This is a genomic window from Variovorax sp. V35, assembly GCF_041154465.1.
GTDB classification, from domain to species: Bacteria; Pseudomonadota; Gammaproteobacteria; order Burkholderiales; family Burkholderiaceae_C; genus Variovorax; species Variovorax boronicumulans.
In genome coordinates, this window is sequence record NZ_AP028666.1 from 3660627 (window position 1) to 3679279 (window position 18653).

General features: G+C 68.0%; 19 protein-coding genes. 16 read left to right on the top strand and 3 right to left on the bottom strand.

Annotated elements, in window-relative coordinates; all coding sequences use genetic code 11:
* Positions 1 to 108 precede the first annotated feature (108 nt).
* From ACAM42_RS16955 to ACAM42_RS16990, 8 genes are all read left to right on the top strand, one after another.
* On the top strand, positions 109 to 2433 hold the full coding sequence (locus tag ACAM42_RS16955; RefSeq protein ID WP_369628797.1) for a type VI secretion system ImpA family N-terminal domain-containing protein: 2325 nt from the start codon (positions 109 to 111) through the stop codon (positions 2431 to 2433).
* 82 nt (positions 2434 to 2515) lie between these two features.
* On the top strand, positions 2516 to 3097 hold the full coding sequence (locus tag ACAM42_RS16960) for a hypothetical protein (RefSeq protein ID WP_369628798.1): 582 nt from the start codon (positions 2516 to 2518) through the stop codon (positions 3095 to 3097).
* Positions 3098 to 3237: 140 nt separating this feature from the next.
* The gene (clpS, locus tag ACAM42_RS16965; protein ID WP_369628799.1) at positions 3238 to 3597 is read left to right on the top strand and encodes an ATP-dependent Clp protease adapter ClpS; all 360 of its coding nucleotides are present in this window, start codon (positions 3238 to 3240) and stop codon (positions 3595 to 3597) included.
* A gap of 67 nt (positions 3598 to 3664) precedes the next feature.
* Positions 3665 to 5986, top strand: coding sequence for an ATP-dependent Clp protease ATP-binding subunit ClpA (gene clpA, locus ACAM42_RS16970; RefSeq protein ID WP_062471453.1), 2322 nt, complete (start codon positions 3665 to 3667; stop codon positions 5984 to 5986).
* Positions 5987 to 6086: 100 nt separating this feature from the next.
* The gene (gene cls, locus ACAM42_RS16975) at positions 6087 to 7535 is read left to right on the top strand and encodes a cardiolipin synthase (RefSeq protein WP_062471451.1); all 1449 of its coding nucleotides are present in this window, start codon (positions 6087 to 6089) and stop codon (positions 7533 to 7535) included.
* Positions 7536 to 8975, top strand: a complete 1440-nt coding sequence (gene sbcB, locus ACAM42_RS16980) for an exodeoxyribonuclease I (protein WP_369628800.1) — start codon at positions 7536 to 7538, stop codon at positions 8973 to 8975.
* 19 nt (positions 8976 to 8994) lie between these two features.
* A complete protein-coding gene (locus ACAM42_RS16985; RefSeq protein ID WP_369628801.1) occupies positions 8995 to 9429 on the top strand; it encodes a DUF3574 domain-containing protein in 435 nt (144 codons plus the stop codon).
* Complete coding sequence (locus ACAM42_RS16990; RefSeq protein ID WP_369628802.1) at positions 9416 to 9967, top strand: GNAT family N-acetyltransferase; 552 nt, start codon at positions 9416 to 9418, stop codon at positions 9965 to 9967. Before ACAM42_RS16985 ends, ACAM42_RS16990 begins: the two co-directional genes overlap by 14 nt.
* On the opposite strand, the gene ACAM42_RS16995 is transcribed toward ACAM42_RS16990, so the two are convergent.
* Together ACAM42_RS16995 and ACAM42_RS17000 are read right to left on the bottom strand one after the other, a co-directional pair.
* On the bottom strand, positions 9964 to 10473 hold the full coding sequence (locus ACAM42_RS16995; protein WP_369628803.1) for a GNAT family N-acetyltransferase: 510 nt from the start codon (positions 10471 to 10473) through the stop codon (positions 9964 to 9966). The genes ACAM42_RS16990 and ACAM42_RS16995 overlap by 4 nt on opposite strands.
* Positions 10474 to 10483: 10 nt before the next feature.
* Entirely contained in the window at positions 10484 to 11548 is a 1065-nt protein-coding gene (locus ACAM42_RS17000; RefSeq protein ID WP_369628804.1) for a DUF72 domain-containing protein, read from the bottom strand.
* 61 nt (positions 11549 to 11609) lie between these two features.
* On the opposite strand from ACAM42_RS17000, the gene ACAM42_RS17005 reads away from it, so the two are divergent.
* From ACAM42_RS17005 to ACAM42_RS17040, 8 genes are all read left to right on the top strand, one after another.
* On the top strand, positions 11610 to 13088 hold the full coding sequence (locus tag ACAM42_RS17005) for a sensor histidine kinase (RefSeq protein ID WP_369628805.1): 1479 nt from the start codon (positions 11610 to 11612) through the stop codon (positions 13086 to 13088).
* Positions 13085 to 13741: a response regulator transcription factor gene (locus tag ACAM42_RS17010; protein ID WP_095745220.1), complete on the top strand. Its 657-nt coding sequence runs from the start codon at positions 13085 to 13087 to the stop codon at positions 13739 to 13741. Before ACAM42_RS17005 ends, ACAM42_RS17010 begins: the two co-directional genes overlap by 4 nt.
* Positions 13742 to 13857: 116 nt before the next feature.
* Positions 13858 to 14358 carry a heme-binding protein gene (locus tag ACAM42_RS17015; RefSeq protein ID WP_056581174.1) on the top strand — a complete coding sequence of 167 codons (501 nt, stop codon included), beginning with the start codon at positions 13858 to 13860 and terminating at the stop codon, positions 14356 to 14358.
* Positions 14358 to 15056, top strand: a complete 699-nt coding sequence (locus ACAM42_RS17020; RefSeq protein WP_369628806.1) for an ankyrin repeat domain-containing protein — start codon at positions 14358 to 14360, stop codon at positions 15054 to 15056. The genes ACAM42_RS17015 and ACAM42_RS17020 overlap by 1 nt, the downstream gene beginning before the upstream one ends.
* Positions 15057 to 15121: 65 nt before the next feature.
* Positions 15122 to 15757 carry an FMN-binding negative transcriptional regulator gene (locus ACAM42_RS17025; RefSeq protein ID WP_095745222.1) on the top strand — a complete coding sequence of 212 codons (636 nt, stop codon included), beginning with the start codon at positions 15122 to 15124 and terminating at the stop codon, positions 15755 to 15757.
* Between the two features lies 1 nt (position 15758).
* Positions 15759 to 15983 carry a hypothetical protein gene (locus ACAM42_RS17030; protein WP_062480063.1) on the top strand — a complete coding sequence of 75 codons (225 nt, stop codon included), beginning with the start codon at positions 15759 to 15761 and terminating at the stop codon, positions 15981 to 15983.
* A complete protein-coding gene (gene tadA, locus ACAM42_RS17035; RefSeq protein ID WP_369628807.1) occupies positions 15973 to 17088 on the top strand; it encodes a tRNA adenosine(34) deaminase TadA in 1116 nt (371 codons plus the stop codon). The genes ACAM42_RS17030 and tadA overlap by 11 nt, the downstream gene beginning before the upstream one ends.
* Positions 17085 to 18062 (top strand): LD-carboxypeptidase, encoded by a 978-nt coding sequence (locus ACAM42_RS17040; protein WP_369628808.1) that lies wholly within the window; start codon positions 17085 to 17087, stop codon positions 18060 to 18062. The genes tadA and ACAM42_RS17040 overlap by 4 nt, the downstream gene beginning before the upstream one ends.
* 52 nt (positions 18063 to 18114) lie before the next feature.
* Here the strand turns inward: ACAM42_RS17040 and ACAM42_RS17045 are convergent, their stop codons facing one another.
* Positions 18115 to 18450: a hypothetical protein gene (locus tag ACAM42_RS17045; RefSeq protein WP_062480058.1), complete on the bottom strand. Its 336-nt coding sequence runs from the start codon at positions 18448 to 18450 to the stop codon at positions 18115 to 18117.
* Between the last annotated feature and the right edge of the window lie 203 nt (positions 18451 to 18653).

Here is an 18653-nt window from a genome sequence, read left to right on the forward strand (position 1 = left end):
TAGGGGGCGCGAAGTGGGGAAAAAGAACGCAGGAATCTGCCCGGCAACGGGGGGCCTCGCAGACGACTCGATCGAACAGGGCGTGCACGCTGCACGGCAGATCGCGCAATGACGATCTCTCGGCGAGCGCTGTTCGGCAAGCTCAACCTCACCTTGTTTCGCGGCATCGAGTCCGCCACCGCCTTTGCCAAGCTGCGCGGCAATCCCTATGTCGAACTGACGCACTGGATCCACCAGCTCTGGCAGCTCAACGACAGCGACCTGCACCGCATCTGCCGGCACTACCAGATCGACGCGCAAGCCATTGAGAAAGACTTCACATCGGCCTTGTCCAGCTTGCCATCGGGTGCCACCTCGCTGACCGATTTTTCCAGTCACATCGAAGCTGCCATCGAGCGCGCGTGGGTGCTCTCGAGCCTCGAGTTCGGCGCGCATTGCGTGCGTGGTGCGTGGCTGCTTGCTGCGCTGCTTCAGACGCCGGACCTGCGGCGCGTGCTTCTTGGCATCTCGCCTGCATTCCAGAGAATCCCAGCAGACCAACTGACGGAGGCTATCGATGCCATCGTGGCCGGTTCTCCCGAAGGGCAGGAAGGACCGCACGATGGCTCCGGTCTGCCATCAGCACTGCCTGGTGAAGCCAGCGCCGCGCTCGCGGATGCCGCGTCGGACGGAAAGTCGGCATTGCGGCGCTACTGCACGGATCTGACCGAACGTGCGTCTCAAGGGCGGATCGATCCGGTCATCGGGCGCGGACACGAGATCCGCACGATGGTCGACATCCTGCTACGCCGCCGCCAGAACAATCCCTTGCTCACAGGAGACGCAGGCGTCGGTAAGACAGCGGTGGTCGAGGGGCTCGCGTTGGCCATCGCGCAAGGCGAGGTTCCTCCCGATCTGAAGAACTGCCGCCTGTGGAGCCTCGATGTCGGAGCGCTGTTGGCCGGCGCAAGCATGCGCGGGGAATTCGAGTCCCGCCTCAAGGCCTTGCTGGAAGAGGCGGGCAAATCGGTGCAGCCCATCATCCTCTTCATCGATGAGGTGCACACCTTGGTCGGCGCGGGCGGGCAATCCGGAACCGGCGATGCCGCCAACCTGCTCAAGCCAGCGCTTGCACGGGGAACCTTGCGCACGATCGGTGCCACCACCTGGAGCGAGTACAAGCGCCACATCGAGAAAGACCCGGCGCTGACGCGACGCTTTCAGACGCTGCAGGTGGCAGAGCCCGACGAGATTTCTGCGATCGAGATGGTGCGTGGCCTTGTCGCCACCTTTGCCGAGCACCACGGCGTGCTCGTGCTCGATGAGGCTGTGCGCGCCGCCGTGACGCTGTCGCATCGCTACATCCCTGCACGCCAGCTGCCCGACAAGGCGATCAGTCTCCTGGACACCGCATGCGCGCGCGTTGCCATGTCGCTTCACGCGCCGCCGCCTGACGTCGAGCAATGGCGGCACCGCATCGCAGCCCTCCAGGTTGAGCTCGAACTGCTGGGTCAGGAGGGTGTCGTTGCCCAGGGGAGTGATGCAAGAGCGTTGCGCCTCGACAAAGCTCGATCCCAACTCGATGCCGCGCAGCAGGCGTTGACCTTGCACGAAGCGCGATGGCAAGACGAGCTTGCACTGGTTCGCACGATTCATGGACTGAGGACCAAGAAGAGGGAGGAGGCGAAAGAGCTGAGCTGCGCCGAGGGGAATGCACCCTCGGCGCAGCTGGAGGCCCTCGAGCTCGAGCTTGCCGCACACCAGCAGGAGTTGCCTCTGATTTTCCCCCAGGTGGACGAGGCCGTGGTGGCGGGCATCGTGGCCGATTGGACCGGGATTCCCGTGGGGCGGATGCCCTTGGCCCCGGACGCACTGCGTGACATCGTGAGCCTGCACCTGGATCGCGTGGTCGACCGGCTGTCCCCCTTCAGCGCGGCGGCGCCTTGCGGCCCCAGCCTGGAATACGACGCCGAATACGCCGTCCTGCTGGCGCGCATGTCCCCGCGTGGCGATGCGCAGTACGGGCAGTTCGTCGGAGCTCCCGACGCGCCGAACTGGGCCGAGATCGAACGGGACTGCCGCCGGCTGCTGCTGCGAACGCGGGACATCAATCTCTTTGTCTGGCTGTGCCGCGCACGCACCCGTCTGGCGCAGGCTGCAGGGCTTGCGCAGTCGTTGGTGCTGCTGGTCGAGGCGCTGCGGACCTGGCCTGAAGCGGTGCACCCCCAGTTGGTGATCGAAGGTGAGCGCGACCCGGCCGTGCGCGCCAATGCGCTCGCTGCGCTGGCCGATCCGGAGGCCCGCTTCCGTCGTGGCCGGCAAGCACGCCAGCCGGTGAGGGCCTGGCGACACGCGACGACATCCTGCGTGACATTCGCAAGGCCCGGCGATGGTTCGAGAACCACGAACCGAGCAGTCCTGTCGCTGTGTTGCTCAAGCAGGCCGAACGCATGACCGGCCTGCGGTTTTCCTTGGTGGCCGATGCCATTCCACTTGATCTGCTGCGCAAATGGGATGCCGACGAGGAGGCTTCGCTGTGACGCCGATCCAGGCCAATTTTCTTGTCATCTGCTTCGCGATCGGCGCCGCCGGCGCCTTGCTGGGTCTCTGGGTGTTCTCGCACAGGCTCGGCAGGCAACTCGACGCGCAGCGCCGTGCCTCGGATTCGGAGCGCGAACAGATGCGGCTGGCGATCCGCGCCGAATTGGCGCTGCTCGGGCAACAGCAGACCGCACATCAGAAAGCGCAACGCTTGGCACTGGCGCGGTGGCAGGCTGAGCAGGATGCGCGGCGGCTGGCTGAATGGCAGGCGTTGTCGCCAGCGCTCCCCCCTTTGGCGGGCAGAAGAGGAGGGCCGGTTGCGCCGCCCGTTGCACCGTTCCCCACACAGCGGCCGCGATCGCAACCAGGACCCGCCTTTCACGAGGATTCGGAGCCGCAGAACTCGCCGGTCCCGCTCGCCCTGCCCACCGCTGTTGACCCGGAGGCAGAAGCGGCACCCGAGCGCGAACTCACCGACGAAGAAATCGACGCCTTGCCGCCCGATCTGCCGGTGCCGACCCGGGTGCCGGGCCGGAAATTGCCGGCGCCCAAAGGTCCCGTTCTGCGCAATCTGTAAAAAAGACCGGCAACCTGCCGGTTTTTTTACGTCTGTCTTCGTGCTGTCGTACACGAGGCATGCCTCTTGATTTGTCGAATAGGCGTCACCAAGTCTGTTGGCGTCGGCACGGTGCTTGCACGCTCTATAGAATCTTTTTCATGGCAACGAGAATTCCCAAAACTCCCAGCACCTCACCGGCGCAGAAACCGGCGGGCGACGACGGAGATTCGGTCGTTCTGGAGCGCCGCCCGCAAAAAACGGCGCCGCCCCAGATGTACCAGGTCGTCATGCTGAACGACGACTACACGCCGATGGAGTTCGTGATCGTCATCCTGCAGGAATATTTCAGCAAGGACCGAGAAACGGCGACCCAGATCATGCTCAAGATCCACCTCGATGGCCGGGGTGTCTGTGGGGTTTATTCCCGCGACATGGCGGCCACCAAGGTCAATCAGGTGATGGAGGCCGCGCAGCAGGCAGGGCACCCGCTGCAATGTGTCAGCGAACCGGTCGCGTGAACCAGTTGAATTGCACGCGCTCCAACCCATCTGAGAACTTATTTACAGCAAGGCAAAAGGAAATCACATGATTGCCCAGGAACTGGAAGTCAGCTTGCACATGGCCTTCGTCGAGGCCCGGCAGCAACGCCACGAGTTCATCACCGTGGAACATCTGCTGCTCGCTTTGCTGGACAACCCGAGCGCCGCGGAAGTTCTGCGCGCCTGCTCGGCGAACGTCGACGACCTGCGGGCGTCGCTCACCAACTTCATCAAGGACAACACGCCGCAAGTGGCGGGTACCGATGATGTCGACACCCAGCCCACCCTGGGTTTCCAGCGCGTGATCCAGCGCGCCATCATGCATGTGCAGTCCACCGGCAACGGCAAGAAGGAAGTCACTGGCGCCAACGTGCTGGTCGCAATCTTCGGCGAGAAGGATTCGCACGCCGTGTACTACCTGCACCAGCAGGGCGTCACCCGCCTGGACGTGGTCAATTTCATTGCCCACGGCATCAAGAAGAGCGATCCGCCCGAAGCCGTCAAGGGCAGCGGCGAAGCGCCTCAAGGTGAAGGCGAAGAGGGCGGCGGCGAACGCAACGAGAAGGCATCGCCGCTCGAGCAGTTCACGCAAAACCTCAACCAGCTCGCCAAGGACGGCAAGATCGATCCGCTGATCGGCCGCGAGTACGAAGTCGAGCGCGTCATCCAGATCCTGTGCCGCCGGCGCAAGAACAACCCGCTGCTCGTGGGCGAGGCCGGCGTGGGCAAGACCGCGATCGCGGAAGGCCTGGCATGGCGCATCACCCAGGGCGACGTGCCCGAGATCCTCGCCGAGGCGCAGGTCTACTCGCTCGACATGGGCGCGCTGCTGGCCGGCACCAAGTACCGCGGTGACTTCGAACAGCGCCTGAAGGGCGTGCTCAAGTCGCTCAAGGACAAGCCGAACGCCATCCTGTTCATCGACGAAATCCACACCCTGATCGGTGCGGGCGCAGCTTCGGGCGGCACGCTCGATGCGTCGAACCTGCTCAAGCCGGCGCTCTCCAGCGGCCAGCTCAAGTGCATCGGCGCCACCACCTTCACGGAATACCGCGGCATCTTCGAGAAGGACGCGGCCCTGTCGCGTCGTTTCCAGAAGGTCGACGTGGTCGAACCGTCGGTGCAGGAAACCGTCGACATCCTCAAGGGCCTGAAGTCGCGCTTCGAGGAACACCATGGCGTGAAGTACGCCGTGGCGGCCCTGCAGGCTGCAGCCGAGCTCAGCGCCAAGTACATCAATGACCGTCACCTGCCCGACAAGGCGATCGACGTCATCGACGAAGCCGGCGCCGCTCAGCGCATCCTGCCGCCGAGCAAGCGCAAGAAGACCATCAGCAAGACCGAGGTCGAGGAAATCGTCGCGAAGATTGCGCGCATTCCCCCGGCCAACGTCAGCAACGACGACCGCAGCAAGCTGCAGACGATCGAGCGCGACCTCAAGAGCGTGGTGTTCGGCCAGGACAAGGCACTCGAAGTGCTGGCCTCCGCGGTCAAGATGGCACGCTCGGGCCTGGGCAAGGGCGACAAGCCGATCGGCTCGTTCCTGTTCTCCGGCCCCACGGGCGTCGGCAAGACCGAAGCGGCGAAGCAGCTGGCCTACATCATGGGCATCGAGCTGATCCGCTTCGACATGTCGGAGTACATGGAGCGTCACGCGGTGAGCCGCCTGATCGGCGCGCCTCCGGGCTACGTCGGTTTCGACCAGGGCGGTCTGCTGACCGAGGCTGTCACGAAGAAGCCGCACGCGGTGCTGCTGCTCGATGAAATCGAGAAGGCGCACCCGGACATCTTCAACGTGCTGCTGCAGGTCATGGACCACGGCACGCTGACCGACAACAACGGGCGCAAGGCCGACTTCCGCAACGTCATCATCATCATGACGACGAACGCGGGTGCCGAGACCATGAACAAGGCGACCATCGGCTTCACGAACGCGCGGCAGGCCGGCGACGAAATGGGCGACATCAAGCGCCTGTTCACGCCTGAATTCCGCAACCGTCTGGACGCCATCGTCAACTTCAAGGCGCTCGACGAACAGGTCATCCTGCGTGTGGTCGACAAGTTCCTGCTGCAACTGGAAACCCAGCTCAGCGAGAAGAAGGTCGAGGTCACCTTCACCGACAAGCTGCGCAAGCACCTGGCGAAGAAGGGCTTCGATCCGCTGATGGGCGCACGTCCGATGCAGCGCCTGATCCAGGACACGATCCGTCGTGCACTGGCCGACGAGCTGCTGTTCGGTCGCCTGACCGACGGCGGTCGCCTCGAAGTCGACCTCGACGAGAAGGACGAAGTGCTGCTCGACATCCAGCCGATCCCGAAGAAGGAAGGCAAGTCGAAGCCCGAAGCCGAGGAAGCAGCCACGGGCTGATCCCGCCTCTCTGAGGAACGAAGTCAAAGGCCGGTAGCATTCGCTACTGGCCTTTTTCTTTGGGCCGGCCGAAAACACTCCGCCTTCAACCGCTTTTGCCTTGATCCTCCCCGAACTCAGCCACGAATGGAAAACCGGCCTCTCCCTGGCGTGGAGCGGCTACATCGCCGTGCTGTCGATCTGGATCGTGATGCAAAAGCGCGCGCCGGTGTCCACCATGAGCTGGATCCTGTCGCTGGCGCTGCTGCCGTTTGCGGGCTTCATCGTCTATTACTTCCTGGGGCCGCAGCGGCTGCGCAAGCAGCGGCTCAAGCGCCTGCGCAACCGCGCGAACGCGCATGCGCAGGCCGACCTGGCGCGGCTGCGTGACGCCTCGCAGCATGCGCCGCCGGCGCTGCAGCAGATGGCCCGACTGGGCACCGCCGCCTGCGGCCTGCCGGTGTCGAGCGCCACGGGCGTCGAGCTGCTCTCGGGAGGCGCGCGCACCTTCGATGCGATCTTCGAGGCCGTGCGCGCGGCGCGTGACCACATCCACCTCGAGTACTACATCTTCGAGCCCGACCGCATCGGCACCGCGCTGCGCGACCTGCTGGTCGAGCGCGCACAGGCCGGCGTGCGGGTGCGCCTGCTGCTCGACGCGCTCGGCTCCAAGCGCATCGGCCGCAAGTTCATGGCGCCGATGCACGCGGCCGGCGTGGAAGTGGCGCTGTTCCATGACACCAAGATCGGCCGGCGCCTGCGCCCCGTGACCAACTACCGCACCCACCGCAAGATCGTGGTGTGCGACGGCCGCGTGGGCTTCACGGGCGGCGTGAACATCACCGACGAGGAAGACAAGCGCACCAACCCCAAGGACGCGTACCACGACGTGCATGTGCGCATCGAAGGCAGCGCCGTGCGCTGGCTGCAGACCACCTTCCTCGAGGACTGGAGCTACGCCACCGGCGAAAAGCAGCACCGCTCCGACGCCGTGCTGGACGCGCTGCTGCCCCAGGTAGAGGCGGGCGACATCCCGGTGCAGATCGTCACCAGCGGCCCCGACAACGCCTTCGAGGCCATCCACCGCATGCACGTCGAGGCCATCCATTCGGCCACGCGCCGGGCCTGGCTCACCACGCCGTACTTCGTGCCGGGCGAGCCCGCACTGATGGCGCTGACCAGCGCGGCGCTGCGCGGTGTCGACGTGCGGCTGCTCGTGCCGCGCCGCAGCGACTCGGCCATCGTGAGCGCCGCCGCGCGTTCGTACTTCGACGAGCTGATCGCCGCAGGCGTCAAGATCTGGGAGTACAAGGAGCGCATGCTGCACTCCAAGACGCTGGTGGTCGACGACCATTGCGCGATGATCGGCACCGCCAATTTCGACAACCGCAGCTTCCGGCTCAACTTCGAGGTCTGCGCCGTGGTCTACGGGCCCGCGCTGACCCAGCCGCTGGCGGCGCAGTTCGAAACCGACCTGCACAGCTCCGGCGCGGTGCGCGCCCACCGCCCGCAGACTTTCTGGCGCCGCCTCGGCGATGCCATTGCGCGACTGTTTTCTCCCTTGCTCTGAATGAACCACACCTTTCTCTGGCACGACTACGAAACCTTCGGCGCCGTGCCGCGCCGCGACCGTCCCTCGCAGTTTGCAGCCATCCGCACCGACGCCGAGCTCAACGAAGTCGGCGAGCCGTTGATGATCTATTGCAGGCCCGCGCCGGACTACCTGCCCAGCCCCGAGGCCTGCCTCATCACCGGCATCACGCCGCAGGTCTGCCTGGAGCGCGGCATTCCCGAGCACGAGTTCGCCGCGCACATCGAGCAGGCCTTCTCGCAGCCCGGCACCATCGGCGTGGGCTACAACACCATCCGCTTCGACGACGAGGTCACGCGCTTCCTGTTCTGGCGCAACCTCATCGACCCGTACGCGCGCGAATGGCAGAACGACTGCGGCCGTTGGGACCTGCTCGACGTGGTGCGCCTCACGTATGCGCTGCGCCCCGACGGCATCGAGTGGCCGAAGAAGGAAGACGGCAAGCCCAGCTTCAAGCTCGAAGACCTGGCACGCGCCAACGGCCTGCTGCACGAGTCGGCGCACGATGCGCTGTCCGACGTGCGCGCCACCATCGCGCTGGCGCGGCTCATCCGCGACAAGCAGCCCAAGCTCTTCGACTTCGCCTTCGGCCTGCACAAGAAAGATCGCGTGGCGATGGAGCTCGGCCTGCCCGCGATGCGCGAGACCGCCAAGCCCTTCCTGCACGTGTCGGGCATGTTCCCGGTCGAGCGCGGCTGCCTGGCCGTGATGTGGCCGCTGGCCAGTCACCCGACCAACAAGAACGAACTGCTGGCCTGGGACCTGTCGCAAGACCCGAGCGAGCTGCGCGACCTCGACGCCGAGACGCTGCGCCTGCGCCTGTTCACGCGAACTGCCGATTTACCCGAAGGCATGACGCGGCTGCCGATGAAGAGCGTGCACCTGAACAAATCGCCGATGGTGGTCGGCAACCTGCGCACGCTGGCACCGGCCATGGCCGAGCGCTGGGGCGTCGACATGGACACCGCCATGCGCCACGCCGCCATCGCGCGCGACCTGCCCGACATGAGCGCGATCTGGTCGCAGGTCTTTTCCCGCCCGAAGGAGGCGACGCCCGATGTCGATGAAGACCTCTACGGCGGTTTCGTCGGCAACGGCGACCGCCGGCGCCTGAACCAGCTGCGCGGGCTGTCGCCCGAGGGGCTCGCCAAGGAGCGCGTGGCCTTCGACGACGGGCGGCTCGAAGAGATCCTCTTCCGCTACCGCGCGCGCAACTGGCCCGAGTCGTTGAACGAGGAAGAAACCGAGCGCTGGGAAGCGCTGCGCGTGGCGCGCCTGTTCAAGGGCGAGGGCGGGGCGCGCACCATCGAGGCGCTGTTCAGCGAAGTCGATGCGCTGTCCGAGAACGCCGACGAGCGCGGTGAGGAAATCCTGGGCGCGCTGTACGAGTACGCCGAGTCGATCGCGCCCGAGGCCTGAACCAAGACCGAGGGCCGGCATGAACCGCGTCGTACGCCCCAGGCTGTCTCGCGCAGGCATGGCGGGTGCGCTGGCCGCTGCGGTGCTTGCAGGTTGCGCCGCAGGGCCGTCCGGCCACTGCGCCGCGGGCTTCGACGCCTTCGAGCGCGACACCCTCTATTTTGGCCGCGCCATCCCCACGGGCGGTCAGGTGTCCGACGCCGACTGGGCCGACTTTCTCGACACCCGCGTCACACCGGCCTTTCCGCAAGGCTTCACCGTGCTCGACGCTGCCGGTCAGTGGCGGGGCGCATCGGGGCAGGTGGTGCGCGAGCCTTCGAAGCTGGTCGTGCTGCTGCACCCGCGCGACGCGAAGGCTGACGCGGCCATTGCCACCTTGATCGAAACCTACCGCCAGCGCTTCGCGCAAGAGGCGGTGTTGCAGGAAAGGCAGTCCGTCTGTGCCCGTTTCTGAAGCCGCTCCCACCATCCGCCGGCTGGTTCCCGCCGACGCGCCGGCCTACCGCACGCTGATGCTCGACGCCTACGCGCGGCACCCCGAGGCGTTCACGTCCACGGTCGAGGAGCGCGCCTGCCTGCCGCCGGTCTGGTGGGAGACGCGCCTGCGCACGGACGCCGATGCGGCCGAGGTGGTGTACGGCGCCTTCGATGCCGCCGGCGCGCTAATCGGCGCGGCGGGGCTGGGTCGCGAATCGCGGCAGCGCACGCGCCACAAGGCGAGCTTGTTCGGCATGGTGGTGGCGGAATCGGCACGGCGCGTGGGCGCCGGGCGACAACTCGTGCAGGCCTTGCTCGCGCATGCACGCACGCTCGGCGGCGTGCGCGTGGTGCAGCTGACCGTGACGGAAGGCAATCGCCCGGCGCAGGCGCTGTACGAGCGCTGCGGCTTCCAGGTCTTCGGCGTCGAGCCGATGGCCACCGTGCTCGAGGGCGTGTTCTCGTCGAAGGTCCACATGTGGTGCGACCTTGAGGCCGCGCCGCCTGCGGCTTAGGCGTCGCGCTCGCGCACCATCAGCAGCGCGGGCCCGTCGGGCGTGACCACCTCGCCCAGCGCACGGAAGCCGGCCTTGGCATAGCTGCGGATCGCGCGGGCGTTGTGCGGCGACGGATCGGTCTGGATGCGCGTCACCGCTGGGTCGGCGAACAGCTGGTTCGTGAAGGCGCGGACCATCGCGCTGCCGAGCCCGCGATCCAGCTGGTCCGCCTGCGCCAGGAACTGGTCGATGCCGCGCGCGCCCGGGTCGCGTTCGTTTTCCCACCAGCCGTCGCCCGAACCCATCACGACGTACGACTGGATGAATCCCAAGGGCCGCCCGTCGCGCAGTGCGATGTAGCCGCGGTCGGGCGAGTCAGGCGCCAGCATCGGCGTGAAGTCGGCCTCGACCTCGGCGAGCGTCGGCACCGGCGTCCACCATTCGGCCACGTGCGGGCGGCACAGCCAGTCGTGGAGCATCACGAAATCCGTGGATTGCAGCGGGCGGAACGAGATCGAAGGCATGGCGGGCGTCCTAGCGGCAGATCCGGTCGACGATGTCCTGCGCCAGCGAGGCGATGGTCAGCGGCGCGCAGCCTTCGGCGTTGTTGCTCACGGTGACGAAGGCGTTCTGTCCGGCGCCCGTGGTGCCGGCGATCACCTTGGCCAGCGCGGCGCGGGTTTCGGGGTCGGGGTCGAGCACCTTGTCGAAGGGGCCGTAGAGTTTTTCGGCATCTTCGTAGCCGAAGCGGCCGTGGCGGCGGTGCAGGTTCCAGCGGCACACCAGCGGCCCGGGCCACAGGGCGCGCAGCATCGGCAGTTGGTCTTCGATGGGCGGCATCTTCGCGTGCAGGCCCATGCAGAAGGTCGCGCCCACGCTGCGCAGCATGTCGGCGAAGGCGGGGCACAGCAGCTGCGGGTCGCGCACCTCGACGGCGAGCACGGCGTCGGGCGCTGTCGGCTTCAGGTCGGGCATCGCCGCCAGCATCGCGCCGATGCGGGCGATCAGCGCGGGCTGGTCGGCCAGCAGGTGCGCGGGGATCGGACTCAGCTGAAACACCAGCGCGCCGATGCGGTGGCCCAGCCCGTCGAGCGCCGGCTGCACGAACTCCTGCAGCGCGATCTCGTGGCTCAGGAACACCGGGTTGGCCTGCGTGCCGCGGCCGCTTTCGTCGCGTACGGTGGCGTCGGTGACGAGGCTCGGGGCCTTCACGACGAAACGGAAGTCGTCGGGCACCATGGCCGCGTAGCGCGCGTACTGGCTGGCCGTGAGGGCGCGGTAGAAGTTGCGGTCCAGGCTCACGGTGCGCAGCAGCGGGTGCTGGGCGAGCGCCGACAGGCCGTTTTTCGAGAGCACGGTCTCGGCGTAGTCGCCGTCCCAGACCAAGCCGGCCCAGCCCGGGTAGCTCCACGACGAGGTGCCCAGCCGCAGCTGCGGCGGCAACTCGGCGGCGAGAGCGACCAGTGCCGCGTCGGGTGCCACGGGCTTCACGGTGGCGCCGCGCGGCTTCTTCGGCGAAGGCGGCGGCGCGTCGGCCGCTTCGGCCGGGCGCGGAAGTTCGGGGAGGTCGGAAAAGAGGGAGTCCTGCACGTCAGCCATGTCTGGGTCGGCATTTTCGGCCAAGCGGGGAGGCCCGTCGGCGCCGGGCACAATCCGCGCCATGACACAGTGGTTGCGTACGCGGGGCGGTTGGTGGCTGGCATGGGTGGTGCTCACGGCCGCCGGGGCCGTGTGGTTCGCGCGCGCCGAGCTGACGCAACTCCAGCAGGATTTCGAGACCGACGCGCGCATCGCGCACCGGCTCATGAGCCAGCAGGTGGTGCAGTACGACGCCGTGCTGGCCACGCTCGCCTTGCTGGAGCCCAACGCCGGTGCCGATTACCCCGAGCGGCGCCTGCCGTCGGTGTACTCGTCGATCCTGCGCGTGCAGCGGCGCGCGGCCGACGAGCCTTGGCCCGATGCCGAGCACGCCGACGCGCTGGCCGCGGCAGAGGCCCGCTCGCGCGCCGAACGCCGTGCCGACCTGGCTGTGCTCGACCTGGCGCACGGTCGCTACCAGCTCGTGATCGGCTCCGAGCCGCTGAGCTACGCGCTCGAGATCGATCTTGTCGGCTCGGTGCCCTGGCGCGACTGGCCGATGAACCCGCAGCGCAGTCCCGTGCGACTGTTCCTGCAGCGTGACGGCCAGCAACTGGTGCTGCAACACGGCCAGTCGGCCGAACATGGCTGGCGCTACAGCCTGAGCAAGGAACTGGCGTCGCCGAGCCAGCCTTTCGAGCTGGTGGCCGAGCGCCAGGTCGGCTGGGCCGAGCTGCCGTGGCGCACCATCGGCGGCTGGGCGGTGGCGATGGCGCTGCTGCTGGCGGGCCTGTGGGCCGCACAACGCCAGCGCATCGCGCGGCGCCGCGCCGAGGAGCTGCTGCGCCTGGGCCAGGTGGCGCGGCTCAATGCGCTGGGCGAGCTGTCGGCCGGACTGGCGCACGAACTCAACCAGCCGCTCACGGCCGTGCTGGCCAACGCCCAGGCCGCGCGCCGCCTGCTCGACGACGACCCACCCGACCTGGCTACCGCGCGCGACGCGATGGGGCAGGCCGTCGAGCAGGCCCGCCGTGCCTCCGGTGTGGTTGGCCGCCTGCGCCGCGTGATCGAACGCCCCGAGGCCGGCGGCGACGTGAAGCCGCTGGTGCTGCAGGAAGTGGTGCGCAGCGCCATGCACCTGCTGGCGCCCGAGTTCGCGCGCCACGGCGTGGCGGCCCAGTTCGATGCCAGCGCGCAGGCGCCCGTGCGCGTGCAGGCCGAGGCCGTGGCGCTGGAGCAGATCGTGCACAACCTGCTCATGAACGCGATGCAGGCGCTGGACCTCGTGCCCGCCGCCGAACGGCGCCTCGTGGTCTCGGTCGGCCGCAACGGCGAGGAGGGCGTGCTGACTGTCACCGACAACGGCCGCGGCATCGCGCCCGAGGCGCTGCCGCGCCTGTTCGAACCCTTCTTCAGCACGCGCGAAGGCGGCCTGGGCCTCGGCCTGAGCCTGAGCGAAACGCTGGCCAGCGGCATGGGCGGCAGCCTGAGCGCCGCCAACGCCTCGCCGCGCGGTGCGCGCTTCACCTTGCTGCTGCCGCTGGTGGCACCTTCGACATGACCACGCCAACCACCGCCGACCAGCCGCAATCGCCCCTGATCCACCTGATCGACGACGACCAGGCCGTGCGCGACAGCCTCTCGCTGCTGATCGGCACGGTCGGCCTGCGCGTGCAGGGCTGGGCCGATCCGCAGGCCTTCATCGACGGCTTCGATCGCGCGAGCGTCGGCGCCATCGTGCTGGACGTGCGCATGCCCGGCATCAGCGGCCTCACGGTGCTAGACCGGCTGGTGGCGCAGGGTGTCGACCAGCCCGTGATCATGCTGACCGGCCACGGCACGGTCGAGATGTGCCGCCGCGCCTTCAAGGCCGGCGCGGCCGAGTTCCTGGAGAAGCCGGTGGACGACGAGCAGCTGCTCGAAGCCCTGCAGCAGGCCGTGCGCCAGCATGTGCGCACGCGCGAGCGCTCGCAGGCCGACAACGCCGCGCGCGAGCGGGTGGCGCAGCTGTCGGAGCGCGAGCGCGAGGTGCTGGCCTTCATCGTGCAGGGGCTCACCAACAAGGAGATCGCGCGCGTGCTGGCGCTGTCGCCGCGCACCGTCGAAACCCACCGCGCCAACCTGTTCGCCAAGCTCGATTGCGACTCGCTGGCGCAGCTGATCCGGCGCTATGCCGTGCTGGCGTCGGATGCGGGAGAAGAGGGCGCTCCGTAGTTCTACGGAGTGCCGGGCGTAGCCGTACGAATGGTTGCAGCGGACCTTATTTTTTACAGTGACACCGTGGTCGGCACAGGCCGGCACGAACCCTCTCATCACTGGAGAAACAACACATGCAATCGATCATCCGCGTTGGCGGCCTCGCCGTTCTGCTCGCTGCTTCCGTCGCCCAGGCCCAGACGCCGGCCCCCGCTGTTCGCACCGAGAAGAACATCTCGCTCGCGCTGGCCAACCAGATCGCCGCAGAAACCGTGGCCGCCTGCGCCGCCAACGGCTACAACGTGGCCGCCACCGTGGTCGACCGCGCCGGCACCGTGCGTGCCGTGCAGCGCGCCGACAACGCCGGCCCGCACACGCTGTCGTCGAGCGAACGCAAGGCCTGGACCTCGGCTTCGGCCAAGAGCCCCACGCAAGCCATGATGGAAGGCGCCCAGAAGAACCCCGGCGCCGCCAACCTCGTGTACCTGCCGGGCTTCCTGCTGCTGGGCGGCGGCGTGCCGATCAAGTCGGGCAACGAAGTGATCGGCGCCGTGGGCGTGGGCGGTGCGCCCGGCGGCCACCTCGACGAGCAGTGCGCCAACGCCGCGCTCGAGAAGGTCAAGGGCCAGCTCTGATGACGGCGCGCGGTCTCTGGTCGGCGGTGCTCGCCGCCGCAATCGGCTGGAGCGCCGCGCCCGGCGCGGCGGCCCAGGTGCCGCCGCTGGCCGCCGAAGTGCTGGCCTACGAAGGCCTGCACCGCGCCGCCTGGCACGGCGACCTGCCCAAGCTCAAGAGCCTGATCGCCTCCGGCGCCAGCCTCGATGTGCGCGACGCGCGCGGCCGCACGCCGCTGCAGGTCGCCACCTACGCACGCCAGCGCGACGCCGTGACGCTGCTCGCCAAGGCGGGCGCGAACATCGACCTGCTCGAAGACGACCGCTACGACGCCGTGACCATCGCGTCCGTGGCCGACGACGTGACCACGCTCACGCTGCTGCTGCAACTGGGCGCCAAGCCCGGGCAGGTCACCAGCCGCTATGACGGCACCGCATTGATTGCTGCCGCGCACCTGGGGCACGACGAGGTCGTGCGCCGGCTGGTCGCAGCCGGTGCGCCGCTGGACCACGTGAACAACCTGCACTGGACGGCGGTGATCGAGTCGATCGTGCTCGGCGACGGCGGCGCCCGCCACCAGCGCACGCTGGCCGCGCTGATCGCCGGCGGTGCCAACCTGCAACTGGCCGACCGCCAGGGCCTCACGCCGCTGCAGCTCGCAAAGGCGCGCGGCTACACCACGATGGTGAAGCAGCTCGAAGCGGCACGCGCCAAGTAGCCTGCTGCACCGCAAGCCGGGGGCGACTCGGGGACAATCGGACCTCCCCACGAGGAACCCGCCCCATGTACATGCCTCCGCAGTTCAACGCCAAGGACCCGGCCGTCGCGCTGGGCCTCATGCGCGACCACCCCTTTGCCAACCTGATCTCGAACGACGACGAGGGCCTGCCCTTCGTCACGCACCTGCCCATCGTGGCCGAGCAGCGCGAGGGCGATGCGCTGGTGCTGCTCGGCCACTGCGCCAAGCCCAACCCGCACTGGCGCTACCTGCAGGCGCGGCCGCGCGCGGTGGTGGTGTTCCAGGGGCCGCACGCCTACCTGTCGCCTTCGGTCTATCCCGACCTGGCGCGGGTGCCGACATGGAACTACCTCGCGGTCCATTGCACCGTCGAAGCCCGGCTCGTCGAGACGCCCGAGGCCAAGGACGCGTTGCTCAAGAAGCTCATCGGCGACCACGAGCCGGCCTACGCCCAGCAATGGAAAGACCTCGGCGAGGAGTTCCAGCGCAAGATGCTGGCCGGCATCATGGGCTTCGAGCTGCACGTGACGGCGCTGCAATGCAAGATCAAGCTCAACCAGCACCGGCCCGAATCGCATGCGGCGATGCGCGAGGTCTATCGCGCGGGCTCGGCCGACGAGCAGGCGCTGGCCGTGTGGATGGACCGGCTCGGCATGGCCGTCGCACCGGAGGCGCGCTGAGATGCGGATGTTCGGTTTGATCGGCCTCGTGCTCGCGCTGGTGGTCGTCGGCCTGCTGGCGAAGCAGCAGCTGTCGCGCACCGCCATCGCCAAACAACCGGCCGCACCTGGCGCATCTGCGCCGGCGGCTGTCGATGCGCGCACGCAGGCGCAGCAGGTCCAGCAACAGGTCAAGGACGCCCTCGACGCCGCGGCCCAGGCCCGCAAGATGCCCGATGACAACTGAGCCGGCCGCATCGACATCGGACGCGCACTGGATGGCGCTCGCGCTGCAGGAAGCGCAGCGCGCAGCCGACGCGGGCGAGGTGCCCGTGGGCGCGGTGCTGGTGAAGGATGGCCATGTCATCGCGACCGGCCGCAACACGCCGGTGGCGCAGCACGACCCGAGCGCGCACGCCGAGATCAACGCACTGCGCGCCGGCGCCGCCGCGCTCGGCAACTACCGGCTCGACGGCTGCGAGCTCTTCGTCACGCTCGAGCCCTGCGCGATGTGCGCGGGCGCGATGCTGCATTCGCGGCTGGCGCGCGTGGTGTTCGGCGCTGCCGACCCCAAGACCGGCGCCGCGGGCTCGGTGCTCGATCTCTTCGCCGAGCCGAAGCTGAACCACCACACGCGCGTGCAGGGCGGCGTGCTGGCCAACGACTGCAGCGCCTTGCTGCAGCGCTTCTTCCAGCAGCGCCGCAGCGTCGCGCGCGCGCAGGCCGAGCCACTGCGCGACGATGCCTTGCGCACGCCCGTCGAACGCTTTGCCGCGCTCACCGATTTCGGCTTCGCGCCGCATCACGTCCAGGACCTGCCAATCTTGCAAGGCTGGCGCCTGCACTGGATCGACGAATCCGGCCCGGCCGGCAGCGACGGCCGCGTGGCGGACGTCCTGTGCCTGCATGGCCCGGGCGAGTGGGGCTACTTCTTCCGCCACCTGGTCCGCACGCCCGGCCTGCGCACGCTGGTGCCCGACCTGATCGGTTTCGGCAAGAGCGACAAGCCCAAGCGCGAAGCCACGCACCGGCTCGAATGGCACCGCGACGTGCTGCTGGCGTGGCTCGACCAGGTGCATCCCGAACCGCTCGCGCTGGTGCACAGCGAGGGGGGCGATGAACTGGCAACGCTGCTGCAAACGGCGGCGCCGGGCCGCTTCAGCGCGACGCTAACCGCACCCGACAGCGGCGTGCGCGCCAAGGACGCCTGGCGCGCGCCGTTCCCCGACCGCGGCTACGAAGCTGCGCTGCGCGCGCTCGGTCCGCGTGCCGCATCGGGCGGTCCAACGGCCGCGCAGGCCGCCCCCCTGGCCCGGCAGATCCGGGACGCAATGGGATACTCGACGACGTGACGTCCAAACATATCTACATCTATTCCCCCTCCAGTGCCATCCGCGACAAGGCCGCCTTCCGGCGTGGCGTGGCGCGGTTGAAGGCCCTGGGCCATGAAGTCGAAGTCGATGAAGCCGCGCTCTCGGCGCACCAGCGTTTCGCGGGCGACGACGCCACCCGGCTCGCCGCCATCTCGCGTGCGGCCGCCAGCGGCGCCGACGTGGCGCTGATCGCGCGCGGCGGCTACGGCCTCACGCGCATCCTCGACGCGCTGCCGTACAAGGCGCTGGCCAAGGCCATCGACAAGGGCACCGAGTTTGTCGGCTGCAGCGACTTCACGGCCCTGCAGAACGCACTGCTGGCCAAGAACGGTGCCGTCACCTGGTCGGGCCCCGCGGTCGGCGAAGACTTCGGCGCCGAAGGCGGTGCCGACGACATCATGGAAGCCTGCTTCGACGACCTGTTGAGCGGGCAGGGCGAAGGCACCGGCTGGCGCATGCCGGCGCGCGACGCCGAGCTCAAGGTCAAGCCGATCGAAGACGCCGTGCTCTGGGGCGGCAACCTCTGCGTGCTGACCAGCCTGTTGGGCACGCCGTACTTTCCGGTGGTCGACAAGGGCGTGCTCTTCATCGAGGACACCAACGAACATCCGTACCGCATCGAACGCATGCTCGACCAGCTGAAGCTCGCGGGCGTGCTGGCGCGCCAGAAGGCCGTCGTGTTCGGACAGTTCACGGGCGTGCGCAACATCGCCGGCTACGACCGCGGCTTCGGCATGAACACGGTGATCGACCGGCTGCGCGCGAGCCTGAAGAAGGTGCAGGTCATTGCCGGCCTGCCGTTCGGGCATGTGCAGACCAAAGTGCTGCTGCCGGTGGGTGCGAAGGTGGCGCTGGCCGCCGAGGGGCGCGACGTGTTCCTGGTGTGGGGCCATCGGCATGGGCACCATGACCATGCTCACCACGGTCACGACCATCACGGCCACGACCATTGAGCCAGCACGCAGGCGGCCACCGGTGCCGCAGCGATGCCGGCCGATCAGAACATCACTGGTTGGTGAAACGCTGATGGACGCGCGGGCCCATCGAGCCGGGCAGGCCGCCCTTGAACATGCTGTTGATTTCTTTCATCTGGCGCCGCGCGGCCGATTCGCCGTCGATGGCGCTCAGCGCGACCATCACGTCCTGACGCAGGTACCAGAGGGTCTCGACATCGACCGCAAAGCGCACGCGTTGGCTGACACGCTGGATCGATTGGCCACCGCGGCCCTGGAGCACCGACAGCATCGCCGTGCGGATGCGCCCGAGCTGACTTTCCGCAACCTGCCGCGAGCCCAGGCCGGGTACGTTCAGGAGCTGAAAAAGGCGGCGAAAGAGCAGCATGTCACGAAAAGCGTATTGCCGGGAGCTGAGACGGTCGCTACCTTAAGCCTCAGTTCGCCGGGACACAAGATGTGAAACACCGTTTCTTGTTTGCAAACAACAAGCTTTAGCGGTCTCTTTTGTTGTCATTTGAATTTTGAGCGCAAAAGTATTAAAAAACTTTGGCATTCATCTGCACGATGCGCCAAGCTGGCCCCGTCGAT